13 protein-coding genes are annotated in these 15,016 nt (G+C 70.6%); 10 read left to right on the forward strand and 3 right to left on the reverse strand.

Annotation, left to right across the window (positions count from 1 at the left end; all coding sequences use genetic code 11):
- The first annotated feature begins 158 nt into the window (after window positions 1-158).
- Complete coding sequence (gene htpG, locus JJL56_RS07725; RefSeq protein ID WP_200484814.1) at window positions 159-2,048, forward strand: molecular chaperone HtpG; 1,890 nt, start codon at window positions 159-161, stop codon at window positions 2,046-2,048.
- A 59-nt stretch (window positions 2,049-2,107) separates the two neighbouring features.
- Here the strand turns inward: htpG and JJL56_RS32985 are convergent, their stop codons facing one another.
- Entirely contained in the window at window positions 2,108-3,298 is a 1,191-nt protein-coding gene (locus tag JJL56_RS32985) for an ATP-binding protein (RefSeq protein WP_200484816.1), read from the reverse strand.
- 103 nt (window positions 3,299-3,401) lie between these two features.
- Window positions 3,402-4,343: a transglutaminase family protein gene (locus tag JJL56_RS07735; RefSeq protein WP_200484817.1), complete on the reverse strand. Its 942-nt coding sequence runs from the start codon at window positions 4,341-4,343 to the stop codon at window positions 3,402-3,404.
- A gap of 192 nt (window positions 4,344-4,535) precedes the next feature.
- Between JJL56_RS07735 and JJL56_RS07740 the strand changes: the two genes are divergently transcribed.
- From JJL56_RS07740 to JJL56_RS07755, 4 genes are all read left to right on the forward strand, one after another.
- A complete protein-coding gene (locus JJL56_RS07740; RefSeq protein ID WP_035679968.1) occupies window positions 4,536-4,970 on the forward strand; it encodes a Fur family transcriptional regulator in 435 nt (144 codons plus the stop codon).
- A gap of 161 nt (window positions 4,971-5,131) precedes the next feature.
- A complete protein-coding gene (locus JJL56_RS07745) occupies window positions 5,132-5,374 on the forward strand; it encodes a hypothetical protein (RefSeq protein ID WP_145623043.1) in 243 nt (80 codons plus the stop codon).
- Between the two features lie 68 nt (window positions 5,375-5,442).
- Window positions 5,443-6,126 carry an HAD family hydrolase gene (locus JJL56_RS07750; protein WP_145623044.1) on the forward strand — a complete coding sequence of 228 codons (684 nt, stop codon included), beginning with the start codon at window positions 5,443-5,445 and terminating at the stop codon, window positions 6,124-6,126.
- Between the two features lie 112 nt (window positions 6,127-6,238).
- On the forward strand, window positions 6,239-6,625 hold the full coding sequence (locus JJL56_RS07755) for a response regulator (protein ID WP_145623045.1): 387 nt from the start codon (window positions 6,239-6,241) through the stop codon (window positions 6,623-6,625).
- On the opposite strand, the gene JJL56_RS07760 is transcribed toward JJL56_RS07755, so the two are convergent.
- Window positions 6,620-7,348 carry an SAM hydrolase/SAM-dependent halogenase family protein gene (locus JJL56_RS07760; protein ID WP_200484819.1) on the reverse strand — a complete coding sequence of 243 codons (729 nt, stop codon included), beginning with the start codon at window positions 7,346-7,348 and terminating at the stop codon, window positions 6,620-6,622. The genes JJL56_RS07755 and JJL56_RS07760 overlap by 6 nt on opposite strands.
- A 243-nt stretch (window positions 7,349-7,591) precedes the next feature.
- Between JJL56_RS07760 and JJL56_RS07765 the strand changes: the two genes are divergently transcribed.
- From JJL56_RS07765 to JJL56_RS07785, 5 genes are read left to right on the forward strand one after another with little or no spacing between them, the layout of a single operon-like run.
- Window positions 7,592-8,542, forward strand: coding sequence for a metal ABC transporter solute-binding protein, Zn/Mn family (locus JJL56_RS07765; protein WP_247890972.1), 951 nt, complete (start codon window positions 7,592-7,594; stop codon window positions 8,540-8,542).
- Between the two features lie 19 nt (window positions 8,543-8,561).
- The gene (locus JJL56_RS07770; RefSeq protein WP_247890973.1) at window positions 8,562-9,365 is read left to right on the forward strand and encodes a metal ABC transporter ATP-binding protein; all 804 of its coding nucleotides are present in this window, start codon (window positions 8,562-8,564) and stop codon (window positions 9,363-9,365) included.
- Entirely contained in the window at window positions 9,362-10,570 is a 1,209-nt protein-coding gene (locus tag JJL56_RS07775; protein ID WP_200484820.1) for a metal ABC transporter permease, read from the forward strand. The genes JJL56_RS07770 and JJL56_RS07775 overlap by 4 nt, the downstream gene beginning before the upstream one ends.
- The gene (locus tag JJL56_RS07780) at window positions 10,567-11,553 is read left to right on the forward strand and encodes a metal ABC transporter permease (RefSeq protein ID WP_200484822.1); all 987 of its coding nucleotides are present in this window, start codon (window positions 10,567-10,569) and stop codon (window positions 11,551-11,553) included. The genes JJL56_RS07775 and JJL56_RS07780 overlap by 4 nt, the downstream gene beginning before the upstream one ends.
- Window positions 11,554-11,584: 31 nt before the next feature.
- On the forward strand, window positions 11,585-15,016 hold the full coding sequence (locus JJL56_RS07785; protein WP_200484824.1) for a PAS-domain containing protein: 3,432 nt from the start codon (window positions 11,585-11,587) through the stop codon (window positions 15,014-15,016).

Here is a 15,016-nt window from a genome sequence, read left to right on the forward strand (position 1 = left end):
CCCCACACCCACTCCGGTTGCGAAACTCCACTACAACGCCAGCCGATCGCTCTTGCATGGGGCGGTGCGCTCGCACATATCTGCGCCGTCCTTCGGACCCATCGGCAAGCCCACCACCAACAAGCCCACCACCAACAAGAACGATCAAGGATGACACCATGACCGAGGAACGGCTCAGCTTCCAGGCCGAGGTCAGCCGCCTGCTCGACATCGTCGCGCACTCGCTCTACAGCGAGAAGGAAGTCTTCCTGCGCGAGCTGGTCTCCAACGCCTCCGACGCCTGCGACCGGCTGCGCTATGCCGCGCTGACGCAGCCCGAACTGTCCGCCGACGACCCGAACCTGAAGGTCCGGCTGATCGTGGACAAGGAGGCGCGGACCCTCACCGTGGCCGACAACGGCATCGGCATGAACCGCGAGGATCTGGTCGAGAACCTCGGCACCATCGCGCGCTCCGGCACCGCCGCCTTCATGCGCAACCTGAAGGACAGCGCGAAGGAGGGCGACGCCAAGAAGGACGTCAACCTGATCGGCCAGTTCGGCGTCGGCTTCTACTCCGCCTTCATGGTCGCCGACCGGGTGGAGGTGCTGACCCGCAAGGCCGGGGAGAGCCAGGGCTGGCGCTGGCTGTCGGACGGCAAGGGCGAGTTCACCATCTCCGACGTCGCCGACCTGCCGCGCGGCACGCAGATCACGCTGCACCTGCGCGAGGGCGACGACGAGTATCTGGAGGAGCATCGCCTCTCCGCCATCGTCCGCAAGTATTCCGACCACATCGCCATCCCGATCCTCTTCGGCGAAGGCGAGGAGGCCAAGCCGCTGAACAGCGCGTCGGCCCTGTGGATGCGCTCCAAGACCGAGATCACGGCCGACCAGTACAAGGAATTCTACCACCATGTCGGGCACGCCTTCGACGATCCGTGGCTGACCCTGCACTGGCGGGCGGAAGGCGCCATCGAATACACGAACCTGCTGTTCGTGCCGTCCTCCAAGCCGTTCGACCTGTTCGACCCCAAGCGCGCCCACCGGGTGAAGCTGTACGTCAAGCGCGTCTTCATCACCGATTCGGCGGAAGGTCTGCTGCCGCCCTACCTGCGCTTCCTGCGCGGCGTGGTGGACAGCGAGGATCTGCCGCTGAACATCAGCCGCGAGATGCTCCAGCACAACCCGATGCTGGCGAAGATCCGCGCCGGCATCACCCGCCGCGTCCTGTCGGAGCTGGGCAAGAAGGCCCGCGACACCGAGAAGGCCGAGGAGTACGCGGCCTTCTGGGAGAATTTCGGCGCCGTCCTCAAGGAAGGCCTCTACGACGACTACGAGCACCGGGACGACCTGCTGAAGCTGATGCGCTTCCGCAGCACCGCCGGTGACGGTCTGGTCTCGCTGGAGGAGTATCTGGGCCGCATGAAGGAGGGCCAGGAGGCCATCTTCACGATCAGCGGCGACGACATCGAGACGCTGAAGCGCAGCCCGCAGCTCGAAGGCTTCAAGGCCAAGGGCGTCGAGGTGCTGTTGCTGACCGACCCGGTGGACGAATTCTGGGTGCCGTCGGTCGGCAGCTTCCAGGACAAGCCCTTCAAGTCGGTGACCCGCGGCGGCGCCGATCTCGGCAAGATCCAGGGCGGCGAGGAGAAGCCGGCCGAGGAGAAGGCCTCCGAAGGCGAGCTGACCGACCTGCTGGTTCTGCTGAAGCTGACGCTCCAGGACGTGGTGAAGGACGTCCGCCCGTCGGAGCGCCTGACCGACAGCGCCGTCTGCCTCGTCGCCGACGAGAACGACATGGACATGCATCTGGAACGCCTGCTGAAGCAGCACAAGCAGCTCGGCATGGACGCTCCGGCGGCCAAGCGCATCCTGGAGGTCAACCCCGCCCACCCGCTGATCAAGCGCCTCGCCGAGCGCGCCAAGGCGAGCGGTGCCGCGACCTCGCTGGACGACGCGGCGTGGCTGCTGCTCGACCAGGCGCGCATCGTGGAAGGCGAGGCCCTCCCCGACCCCGCCGCCTTCGCCCGCCGTCTGGCGAGCGCGATGGAGAAGGGGCTGGCGTAACCCGCCTCCTCCCTAACCCTCCCCCGCTTCGCAGGGGAGGGCCGGGGTGGGGGCAGTGCTTATCCCCCCACCCGCTCCGCCGGGAAGACCAGCGTCATGGTGGTGCCGCGGTCGGGCGCCGTGTCGATGTCCAGCCTCCCCCCGTGAAGCTCCACCAGCCGCTTTGTCAAAGGCAGGCCGAGGCCGGTGCCGATGTGGTTGCGGCCCAGCGCGCTGTCGATCTGGCCCCAGGGCTCCAGCGCTTTCTCCAGCTCGTCGGCGGTCATGCCGATGCCGGTGTCGTGCACCGACAGGCACAGCGTCCCGTCCGCCGCCAAACGGCCGTTCAGAGTGACCACCCCGTCGCGCGGCGTGAACTTCACCGCGTTGGACAGCAGGTTCAGCAGCATCTGCCGCACTTTGCGCTCGTCGGCGCGCAGCGGCGGCAGGTCGGGCGGCAGGTCCGTGTCGATGCCGACCCCGGCCCGCCCGGCGCGGTCGGACAGCAGGCGGGCGCTGCCCACGGCGACGCGCGGCACGTCCACCAGGGATTCGGCCAGATCCAGCCGCCCGGCCTCCGCCTTCGACAGGTCGAGCAGGTCGTTGATCAGGTCCATCAGGTAGCGCCCGCTTTCCGCGATGTCGCGGGCGTAGTCGCGGTAGAGCGGGTTGGAAATCGGCCCCAGAACCTCCTGCTCCAACAGCTCCGCGAATCCCATCATGGCGTTCAGCGGGGTGCGGATCTCATGGCTCATGCAGGCGAAGAAGGCGGTCTTGGCCCGGTTGGCGCGCTCCGCGGCGCGGCGGGCCTCGTCAAGCTGGCGGGTCCGCTGGATGATCTGCTCATCCGTCCGTGCCAGCAGGTCCAGCCCCGAACCGATGCCGAGGTAACGCCCGTTCTCCAGCACGACGAAGCCAGAGGCCAGCGCGCCCGGCTTGTCCTGCATGATCCGCCGCGCGACCTCGCAGAGCGGAAGGTCCGCGTCGACCAGCAGCGGCGCCGAATCCATCGCCATCCGCGCCGGAGCCTCCGGATCGGCCATCCCCGCCAGCGCCAGACGGTCCACCAGCCCCAGAACGCGCCCGTCCTCCGCCGTCACGGCGAGCGCCGGCAGGCCGGGTTGGGCGGCCAGCCGGTCCCGCAAGACGCGGCAAGGTGCATCCGGCCCGGCGGGCGGCTCACGGACGGCCAGCAGGGCCGCCGCCAGAGGAGCGACCTCCGTTTCCGGCGTGCCGCTGGGGGCGGAACTGGACGGATCGGACTCGAGCACGGGGTGACGCAGCCTCGTCTGTCGGATGGGACGGTCGGTGCGGAACCGACGCGGCCCCGGACCCTCCATTCTGCCAGACGTTCGTTTGCAATTGGTTGCCGCGTCAAACGGCTCCGGACGCCGGCACCGGGTTTTCCGCCACGCCGTTCCCGCCAGGCCCGCCGGTCGCGGTGACCTGCACATCCACCGTCATGCCGAGGAAATCCGAGGGCGCCCCGGTCCAGGAACCGCCGAGCGGCACCGCCTGCGAGGGGTCGCGGGCGACGGCGACGCGGATCAGGTTCTTGCCGCCGACGATGCCGTTGGTCGGGTCGAACTCCACCCAGCCGCAGCCCGGCAGGTAGATCTCCACCCAGGCGTGGGTCGCCCCGCCGCCGGTCATCGCCCCTTCCTGCCCGTCCCGCGCGGGATCGTAGAGGTAGCCGGAAACGAAGCGCGCCGCGAAGCCCAGCGAACGCACCGCCTCCATCATCAGAAGCGCGAAGTCGCGGCAGGAGCCGCTCTTCCACGTCAGGGTGTCCACCGGGCTCTGGGTGCCTTCAAGGTCGCGGGCCTGATAGGTGAAGGTCTCCTTGATGATCCGGGTCATCGACACCAGCATGTCCTGCGTGTCGGGCGGCCCGCCCTCGCCCAGCGACACGAACTGCCGGGCCCACTCGTCCACCAGATGGTCGGGGTCCGGATAGTGCCGCTGGGTGGTCAGCGCCAGATCCGGCACCTCTTCCGCGGAATAGCTGAAGGGATAGGAGCGCGCGTAATCCTCGATGGGGAATTCCAGCTCGCCCATCGGGTAGTGATCGACCCGGATGTGGCTTTCGAAGCGCAGCTCGGTCGCCGGCTGGTCGAAGTTCACCACCGCGATGGAATTGCCGAACACGTCGTGCAGCCAACGGACGGAGGCCGGCGGCGGGCTGATCACCAGACCCGTTTCGATCAACCGCAGATCGTGGCTGTCGCGGGGCCGGAACATCAGGCGATGGTCGCCGAAGGTCACCGGGTTGGCGTAGCGGTAGGTGGTGGTGTGGTGGATGTCCAGGGTCATCATGGCGCGCGCCCTTTCGGTAAGCCGACACCAAACGTCGGCGTTTGTGAATGGTTCCGAATCACAGTATGGTGCTCGGGCATTCGGGTGGCCGTGCCGGGGAGGGACGGCGGCCAGCGCGCGGCCGGGGCCACACATGCCAAGCCATACGGGCCGGTCCACGCGCGCCAGTGAGACGACAACAAGGGGACTTCCATGCCTTCGCGCCTCGAACAGCTCTGCATCGAGAAAGGGCTGAAGATGACCGACCAGCGCCGGGTGATCTCGCGCGTGCTGTCGGAGGCCGCCGACCACCCCGACGTGGAGGAGGTGCATCGCCGGGCATCCACCATCGACCCGCGCATCTCCATCGCCACCGTCTACCGCACGATGCGCCTGTTCGAGGACGCGAACGTCATCGACCGGCTGGACTTCGGCGACGGCCGCGCCCGATATGAGGAAGCCGGGTCGGAGCACCATCATCACCTGATCGATCTCGAATCCGGAAAGGTGGTGGAGTTCCAGAATGAAGATCTCGAACGGCTGAAGGAAGTCATAGCCCGCGAACTTGGCTATGAACTGCTCGGCCATAGGCTCGAATTGTATGGTGTTCCGTTGCGCCGCCGCACCACCACGTCGGAGGGGGAGTAACGCTCGGGCGTGCCCGGCCTTGAGTCCTTTGGACTCGTCGGGCACCATCCGGACGATAATCCCATCAATTGCGGGTTGCGCCGGGCGCGGGTCTGTCCAGAGGCGGTGCGTGGTCCTAGCTTCAGGAACGCACACGAATCACCGACGGACCAACCGCCGCCATGGACGACACGAACAACGACCCGGTTCTCGCCCGCCTCGATCGGCTGACCGACAGCGTCACCCGCCGTCTGGACAAGCTGGAGGAGCGCCTGCGCATCCTGGAGCAGGACAACGGGGAGATCATCAACCTCCTGATCGCCGTGAAGGCCGGGCTGGAGGAATGCGCCGGAGAACTCGCCGTGGGCGAGATGCTGATGGAGGCGGAGGAGACGGACGATTCCCCCAGCCCGTCGCTGCACTAAGTTGCGTCGGACGGGCCTCCTCAACGCATTTGGCTTGTGACTCGGCGCGTTCCACCGGATAAGGGCGCATGCAGACCAGCGCCATTCCCATTCCTGACGTCATCGTCTCCAGCCCCTCCACTGGAGGAATCGGCCCCCTGGCGTCCATCGCGCCGGGGGTGGCCTTCTTCGACTTCGACGGGACGCTGATCCACGGCGACAGCCTGCTGATGTTCATCGGCGAGGTCATCGGGCGCAACCGCGCCCGGCTGGCCTTTCTGGACGCCTTGCGCTCGGGCCTGCACCGCCACGCGCGCGGGCGCGGGCCGGGGGTGGATTTTCCGGGCTCGGTCAAGACCATCCTGCTGCGCCGGACGCTGCGCGGCGTCCCGGTGGCCGACGCGCTGGCCGCCGCGGAACGGCTGGTCCACCGCGTCCGCTGGCACGCTCCACTGGTCGAAACCCTGAAGATGCACCGGCGCGAGGGGCGCCGGGTGGTCGTCGCCACCGGAGCGCTCGACGTCTACATGCCGGCCCTGCTGCGCGGGTTGAACGTCGATGACCTGCTCGCCACCGGAATGGAGGTGGAGGACGGCACCCTGACCGGGCGGCTGTGCACCGGCAACTGCGTGCGGCTGGACAAGCTGGAACGGGTGCGCGGCTGGATCGCCGCCAACGGCCCCTTCGGCGAGACCTGGGGCTACGGCAACCGGCCGAGCGACCTGCCCATGCTGTCCATCGTCGACCGCCCCACCGTCGTCAAGATCCGCTGACGTCAAGATCCGCTGATCGGACGGCGCGTGCTGCCCACGGGGATTTGCAACCGCGGCCCGCGTGGCGTAAAGAAGCCCTTCAGGTTCAAGGGAAGCCCGTGGTGACACCCCCATGACGACCGGCTTTTCCATCGACGCCGACATCCGCCCGCCCGGCCAGGGGGGCCGCCATGCCGTCGTCGCCGATGACGATCCCGGCCAGCGGGACGAATTGGCCCGTCATCTGGCCGAACGCGGCTTCACCGTGTCCACGGTGTCCGGCGGCTTCGAGGCGCTGAGCCTCATCGGGGCGGAGGGTCCCGCCGTCGCCCTGCTGCGGCGGCGCCTGTTGGAGGACGAGGGGGACCGGGCCGCGGCGCTGGCCTGCATGCTCTACCCGCACACCCGGATCATCCTGACCGCCGGCGCGCCGGACGCCCAGCCCGGCAACAGCCCGGTCACCGTGCTGGTCCGCCCCGTGGATCTGGCGCTGCTCGACCGCTGCCTGGACGGGCTATAGGACCAGTTCGACCGGCATCCCCACAGCCAGCCCGGCATCGCGGTCGGCGCGGCCCCGGTTGACGGCGATCTCCGCCAGACCGCTGGAGTTCGCGTACCACAGCGCCTCCCCCACCGGGACGTCGGCGAAGGTCCGGCCACGGCGCACCGTGCGCCCGCCGGCCCGCAGCACCGCGTCCTCCGGCAGCCGGTCGGCGCGCAGGCCGGTCATGGCGTTGCCGTAGACGTCCACATAGACGATCCGCGCGAGATCGTCCGGCCAGTCGGGCCGCGCGAGGCCGGCCGGAGCGACGGGCTCCAGCGCGACCGGGTTTCCCATGGCGAGGCTGGCCGCCACCGGGGCGAACAGGTCCCGCCCGTGGAAGCTGGCCGACAGCCGCTCGGGCCGCCAGCCGATGGTCCAGGCCCGCACCGTCCCGGCCCGCCGCCGCACCAGTTCGAACAGGCCGTTGTCCGGACCGACGAAGCGGCGCCCGTCAGCCTCCATCACCAGCGGGCGGCGGTCGGTCCCGACGCCAGGGTCCACCACGCAGAGGAAGACACCGTCCACCGGGAATTCCGGAGCGTAGGCGGCCAGCAGATAGGCCGACAGCTGCGGGTCGAAGGCGGGCGCGTCGGCGAACAGGTCGATGACCGGCAGGCCCGGCGCCATCCGCGCCAGCACCGCCTTCATCTGCCCGGTGTAGGGGCCGGACAGCCCGAAATCCGTAAAGAGCACGATCATCCCACCACTGTAGCGCACTCCACCCCATTCGGTAAGACACGGATCATCACGAGCCGCCTTGCAAGGCCGGAGAGGCGCTTCATATATTCATGGAACGCAAATGCATTCCGAGCCGTTTACTTGGTCCGCCCGCCCTAACCTTGCCGATCTTTGTCGGGACCAATGAATATGAACATATGTTCACAAACCTTCACGACGAAGAGCCTGACACAATTTATCGCGACCGCCATTTTGGCGATCGGCTTGGCCGCCGCCCTCCTCCTGCCGGGAGCGGCGCGGGCCGAGGGTGAACGGCCTCAAGGCGAGCGCCCAAGGATCGTCGCCACCACCGGCATGGTCGCCGACCTCGTGCGGGCGGTGGCCGGCGACCGGGCGGAGGTGGAGGCGCTGATGGGCGAAGGCGTCGATCCACACCTGTTCAAGCCCACCCGCTCCGACACGGTGAAGCTGCTGCGGGCCGACGCGGTGTTCATCAGCGGCCTGCATCTGGAAGGCAAGATGACCACCGCCTTCGATCGGCTGCGCGAGTCCGGCAAGCCGGTGGTGGCGCTGGGCGATGCCGTGCCCAAGGAGCGGCTGCTCAGCCCGCCGGAGTTCGAGGGCGCCCACGACCCGCACATCTGGATGGATGTGGGGATCTGGGCCGGCACCCTGCCGGCCATCCGCGACGGGCTGGCGCGGCTCGACCCCGCGGGTACGGAGACGTACGCCCGCAACGCCGACGCGTACGGGGCGGAACTGGCCCGTCTCGACACGTACGCCCGGCGCATCCTGTCCTCCATCCCCGACGCGGCCCGCGTGCTGGTCACCGCCCACGACGCCTTCAACTATCTGGGCCGCGCCTACGGGATCGAGGTGCGCGGCATCCAGGGGATCAGCACGGAGTCCGAAGCTGGTCTTCGAATCATCGAAGAATTGGCCGCGCTGCTGGCGGACCGCGGCGTGCCGGCGGTCTTCCCGGAAACCAGCGTGTCCGACCGCAACGTCCGCGCCCTGGTCGAAGGGGCGGGGGCGCGCGGCCACCGCGTGACGCTGGGCGGCGCCCTGTTCTCCGACGCCATGGGCGCGCCGGGCAGCTACCAAGGCACCTACATCGGCATGATCGACCACAATGTGACGACCATCGCCCGCGCGCTGGGCGGCGAGGCGCCGGCCGACGGCTTCCAGGGCAAGCTCGCCCTGGCGCAGCGCTGAGGCGGAGGAGAAACGGACCATGCAGTATCTCTGGCGCACCCCCGGCAGCCGCACCGCCCCCGAAGAGGCCTCGCCCATCGGGCCGCCGCCCCTGGAGATCCGCGGCCTGACCGTTGCCTACCATCGCCGGCCGGTGCTGTGGAACATCGACTACGCCGCCCCGCCGGGCGGGCTGATCGCCGTGGTCGGGCCGAACGGGGCGGGCAAATCGACTCTGATCAAGGCGTGCCTCGGGCTGGTCCCGCGCGTGTCGGGAACGGTGGAGGTCTTCGGCCGCCCGATCGCCAGGCAGCGCCGCCTGATCGGCTATGTGCCGCAGCGGGAAAGCGTGGATTGGGACTTCCCCGTCTCGGCGCTCGACGTGGTGGCGATGGGCCGCTACGGGAAGATCGGCTGGTTCCGCCCGGTCACCCGCGCCCACAAGGAGGCGGCGCTGCACGCGCTGGAGCGGGTGGGCATGGCCGACTTCGCCCGGCGCCAGATCGGCCAGCTGTCCGGCGGCCAGCAGCAGCGCGTCTTCCTGGCCCGCGCGCTGGCCCAGGAGGCGCAGCTCTATTTCATGGACGAGCCCTTCGCCGGGGTGGACGCGGCGACGGAGCGCGCGGTGCTCCAGGTGCTGCGCGACCTCGACGCCGCCGGGCGGACGGTGATCTGCGTCCACCACGACCTCCAGACGGTCAGCGACTATTTCGACCACGCCCTGCTGCTCAACACCCGCGTGGTCGCCCAGGGGCCGGTCAGCCGGGTGATGACGCCCGACCTGCTGTCCCGCACCTACGGCGGGCGGCCCATGCCGGCTCCGGCGGCGGCGGAGGCGTCATGATCGACCCCATGTTCGAGGAGGCGTTGCGCGTCCTGACCTTCCAGTCCGGCTTCAACAGCGCCGTGGTGGTCGCCGGGACCGCCGCGCTGGGGCTGGCCGGCGGAACGGTCGGCACCTTCCTGCTGCTGCGCCGCCGCGCGCTGGTCAGCGACGCGCTGAGCCACGCCACCCTGCCCGGCATCGCCGTCGCCTTCCTGGTCGGGGCGGCGCTCGGCCTGCCGGAGCGCTCGCTGCCGCTGCTGCTGGCCGGGGCGGTGGTCAGCGGGGTGGTCGGGCTGCTGACCGTGCAGGCGCTGTCCCGCTTTACCCGGCTGACCGAGGATTCGGCGATCGGGGCGGTGCTGTCGGTCTTCTTCGGGCTGGGCGTCGTGCTGCTCAGCGTCATCCAGAATCTGGAGTTGGGCGGGCAGGCCGGTCTGAAGACCTTCATCCTGGGCCAGACCGCCGCCATGGCGCAGGGCGAGGCCATCGCCATCGGCCTGCTGGCCGCCGGGGCGGCGCTGGCCGTCGCCCTGCTGTTCAAGGAACTGCGGGTTCTGGCCTTCGACCCCGGCTTCGCCGCCGTGCAGGGCTGGCCGGTGGGGGCGCTCGACCTCGTTCTGATGGGGCTGGCGACGCTGGTGACGGTGATCGGGCTTCAGACGGTGGGGCTGATCCTGGTGGTCGCGCTTCTCATCATCCCGCCCGCCGCCGCCCGCTTCTGGACCGACCGGCTGCCCGCCCTGACCGTCGCCGCGGCGGTGATCGGCGCGCTGTCCGGCTGGCTCGGCGCCACCCTGTCGGCCCTGCTGCCCAAGCTGCCGGCGGGGGCGGTGATCGTCCTGGTCGCCGGGGGCTTCTTCCTGCTCAGCTTCCTGTTCGCCCCGGCGCGCGGGCTGGTCGCCGCCGCGCTGCGCCAGGGGCGCCTGCGCCTGACCTTCGCGGAGCGGCGCGCCCTGACCGACCTTCTGGACGGCCAGCCGGTGGAAGGCTCCGTGGCGCTCTGGCTGCGCCTGCGCGGCTTCACCCGTGGCAACAGCGTTCTGACCCCCGCCGGGCAGACCGCCGCCCGCGCGGCGGCGCGCGACCGCCGGCTGTGGGAGCGGTTCCTGGCCGACTACCCGGCCCTGCTGCCCGCCCACGCCAACTGGGGCGTCGACCCCATCGACTCGGTCCTGCCCGGCGACATGGTCCGGCTGCTGGAGGAGCGGAGCGCTTCGTCATGATGCCCGACGTCCAGGAATTCCTTCAGATCGACGCCCCCGCCTTGCTCGCCGCCGTGCTGGCCTGCGCCGCCTGCGCGCTGGTCGGCAATTTCCTGGTGCTGCGGCGCCAGGGGATGATGGGCGACGCGGTCAGCCACGCCATCCTGCCCGGCATCGTCGGCGGCTTCCTGGTCGCCGGCACGCGGGAGACGCTGCCGATGATGCTCGGCGCGCTGGCCGCCGCGGCGCTGGCCGGCCTGCTGATCGAGGCGGTGCGGCGGCTGGGCCGGCTGGAGTCCGGCGCCGCCATGGGCGTCGTCTTCACCGTGATGTTCGCCGCCGGCGTGGTGATGATCGAGCAGGCGTCCGCCGGTGGGATCGATCTGGACGCCGACTGCGTGCTCTACGGCCAGTTGGAGACCATCCTGTGGCTGGCCCCCAAGGGCTGGGAATCACTGGGCGACCCGGCGGTGTGGGCCGCCCTGCCGCGGGAGGTGCTGACGCTCGCCGCCGTCTTCGCGCTCTGCGTCGCCCTGGTCGGGCTGTTCTACAAGGAGCTGAAGATCACCACCTTCGACCCGGCGCTGGCCTCCACGCTGGGCATCCCGGCGGGGCTGTTCCATTACGGGGTGGTGCTCCTGGTCGCCGCCACGGCCATCGCCGCCTTCGAGGCGGTGGGGTCCATCCTGGTCATCGCCATGCTGATCGCCCCGCCCGCCGCCGCCCGCCTGCTGACCGACCGGCTGGCCGCGCAGATCCTGCTCAGCGTCGCGCTGGGGGTGCTGGCGGCGCTGGCCGGCTATGGCGCCGCGGCCTTCGGGCCGATGCTGCTGGGGGCCTCCCACTCGCTGAACGCGGCGGGGATGATCGCGGTGGCGTCCGGGCTGATCCTGGCGCTGGCCGTCCTGTTCGGGCCGCGCCACGGCCTGCTGGGGCGGCGCCGCGCCGTCGGCCGGCTGCGCGCCGCCCCCGGATTCGTTGCTCCGGAGGCGCAAAAGCCGTAACGTTTTCGCTTCGTCCGATGCGGAGCGCCGAATGCCGTTCCCCCACCGCCGGCTGCGCCGTTGGAGCTGGCTCACCCTGGTCGCGTTCCTCCTCCTGATGGCGAGCGCGCTGCACACGCTGCAGCATCTTCTGGAGCATGGGACCGACGAGCTGATCTGGCCCTTTTTCGGGATCGGGCTGGCCGGTGCGGTGATGGGTCTGGCGGTGCTGCGCGAGCGGGAGGCCACCCGGCGCGCCCAGGCGGAGGCCCGCGCCGCCGACAGCCGGGCGGCCGACGCCCACCGCCGCCTGTCCGAAGCCATCGAGGTCGTCAACGAGGGCTTCGCCCTGTTCGACGCCGACGACCGGCTGGTCCAGTGCAACGCCCGTTTCCGCGAAATCTACGCCCTGCTGGGGCCGCTGGAGCCCGGCATCACCTTCGAATCGCTGATCCGCCGCGCCGCCGCCGCCGGCCATTACCCCGACTGCGGCCCCGGCGACATCGACCGCTGGGTCGAGCGGGAGATGGAGCGGCACCGCAACCCGCAGGGGCCGCAAGTGCTGCGGATCGGCGACGGGCGCTGGTTCAAGATCGAGGAGCGGCGGACCAGCGACGGCGGCTATGTCGGGCTGCGCACCGACATCAGCGAGCTGAAACGGCGCGAGCAGGAGTTGGCCCACAAGTCCGACCTGCTGGAGGCCACCTTCAGCGCCATGTCGCAGGGCCTCGTGGTGTGGAGCGCGGACGGCCGTTTCCTGACCTGCAACCGGCGCCTGCGTGAGATGCTCGACCTGCCGGACGAGGCGGTCCGTCCCGGCCTGAGCATGGCCGGCTTCCTGCGCTTCCTGGCCGAGCGCGGCGAGTTCGGCCCCGGCGATCCGGCGGAGATCGTCGCCCGCCACCTGACCAACCTGCGCCCCGAAGGCGTCAGCCGCATCGAGCGCACGCGCCCCGACGGCCGGGTTCTGGAGATCACCGCCAGCTTCCTGCCCGACCGCTCGGTCCTGATGACCTACACGGACATCACCGACCACCGCCGGGTGGAGCGGGCTCTGCGCGAGAGCGAGGACCGCTTCCGCAAGCTGTCGGACGCCGCCATGGACGGCATCCTGGTGCATGAGCAAGGAGTGATCGCCGACGCCAACCGGGCCGCCGCCACCATCCTGGGCTATGCGCCGGACGAGCTGACGGGGCTGTCGATCACCACCCTGATGGTGCCGGAGGACCGTGAACTCAACTGGCAGCGCATCCGCGCCCACGACGAAACCCCCTTTGAAACCATCTGCCTGCGCCGCAACGGCGAACGGCTAACGGTGCAGGGGGAGACCCGCTACGTGCCCTACCGCGGGCGGACGATGGCGATGGTGTCCTTCCGCGACATCACCGCCCACCGCCGCACCGAGGCGCAGCTCCGCCTCGCCAAGGAGCAGGCGGAGCTGGCGAGCCGCGCCAAGTCGGAGTTTCTGCGCACCATCAGCCACGAGATCCGCACCCCGATGAACGGCGTCCTCGGCATGCTGGGGCTGCTGCTGGACGGCCCGCTGGGGGAGGAGCAGCGCGCCTACGCCCGCACCGCCCGCGAGTCGGCGGAGGCGCTGCTGTCCATGCTCAACGACATCCTGGACATCTCCAAGATGGAGGCGGGAAAGCTGACCCTGGAGTCGGGCCGCTTCTCCCCCGCCGGGGTGGTGGAGAGCGTGGCCGAGCTGCAGGCCGCCCGCGCCTTCGCCAAGGGGATCGAGCTGGCCGTCTGCATCCCCGGCGGCCTGTCGGCGGCGCTGCGCGGCGACTCGGGCCGGGTGCGGCAGGTCCTGCTGAACCTCGTCGGCAACGCCGTGAAGTTCACCGACCGCGGCGGCGTCGCCGTCACCCTGTCGGAACTGGACGGCGACGACCAGGCGCCGCCGCGCCTGCGCTTCGAAGTGACCGACACCGGCATCGGCATTCCGCAGGAGGCGCAGGCCGACCTCTTCACCGAATTCTCGCAGGTGCATCCCCGCCTGTCGCGCCGCCACGACGGCGCCGGTCTGGGGCTGGCGATCTCCAAGCGGCTGGTGGAGATGATGGGGGGAAGCATCGGCTTCGACAGCGCCGCCGGCCAGGGCAGCCGCTTCTGGTTCACCCTGCCGCTGGAGTCAGGGCCGCTGGAGTCCGGGCCGCTGGAGTCCGGGCCGCTGGAGTCCGGGCCGCTGGAGTCCGGGCCGCTGGAATCCAGGACGGGGCGGGCGGGAGTCGCCGAACCGCCGCTGGCCGGGGAGACCGTCCTGCTTCTGGAATCCAACCCCGTCGCCCGGCGGGCTTTGGCCGAGCAGCTTCATTCCTGGGGGGCCACGGTCAGCGCGCCGGACGTGGCGGCGATGGTGGCCGGGCTGGACGCCGGCACCCTGCCCGCCGCCGGTATCGCGGTGATCGGCAGCGTGGAAACCCCGGTCGCCGGCTCGCTGCCCGACCGGCTGCGCGCGCGGGGGGTGGGGCGGATCGTCCGCCTCGTGCTGCCGCACCGGAGCGTGGGCGGCGACGGCGACGGCGCCGACGCCACCGTAACGAAGCCGGCCCGGCCCTCCCGCCTGCTCGCCGCCGTGACCGGGCGAAGCGAGGCGGAGGCGCCGCCCGCAGCTCCGCCGCCTGCGCAAAGCCCGGCCGCCCCGTCCACCGCCGGAACGGGCCGGCGGATTCTCCTGGTCGAGGACAGCCCGACGAACCAGATGGTCGCCGCCCTGCTGCTGCGCGGCGCCGGCTATCGGGTCGACATCGCCAACAACGGGCGGGAAGCGCTGGAGGCGGTGAAGGCCGCGGCGCCCGGCCCGTCGCCCTACGGGCTGGTCCTGATGGACCTCGCCATGCCGGAGATGGACGGGCTGACCGCCACCCGCCGGCTGCGCGCCCTGCCGCCGCCGGCCGGCAGCGTCCCGATCATCGCCATGACCGCCGACGCCATGGACAGCGACCGCGAACGCTGTCTGGCCGCCGGGATGAACGGGCACGTCGCCAAGCCCATCGACCGTCCGCATCTGCTGGAGACGGTCGCCCACTGGCTGGACACCGCCCCGTTGGAGTCCGCCGCGCCCGCCGTTCCAGCGGACGCTCCCGCTCCGGTCACGGCCGACGTGCCGGAGCTGGGCGTTCTGGACATGGAGGTCCTGCAACAGCTCGCCCGGGATCTCGACGCGGAGCTTCTGGCCGACGTCCTCCGACAGTTCGTGGAGGAGACGCTGGAGCGGGCCGAGAGGATCGCGCACGGCGGCGCGGAAGCGGCGGTCGGAGGCCCGGCCGATCTCGCCGGATTGGCAAAGGAGGCCCACACGCTGAAGAGCACCGCGGGGACCTTCGGCGCCCGCGACCTGTCGGCGGCCGCCCGGGCGCTGGAGCTGGCCTGCCGGAGCAACGCGGTGGGTGAGGTGACGTCGCTGTGCCGCGACATCCCCCGCCTCACCCGGGAAGCCGTGGAGGCCTACCGGCTCCGCGGCTACGTCACGTCATGA

The sequence above is a fragment of the Azospirillum aestuarii genome (assembly GCF_016632405.1).
In the GTDB taxonomy this organism is placed as follows: Bacteria; Pseudomonadota; Alphaproteobacteria; order Azospirillales; family Azospirillaceae; genus Azospirillum; species Azospirillum aestuarii.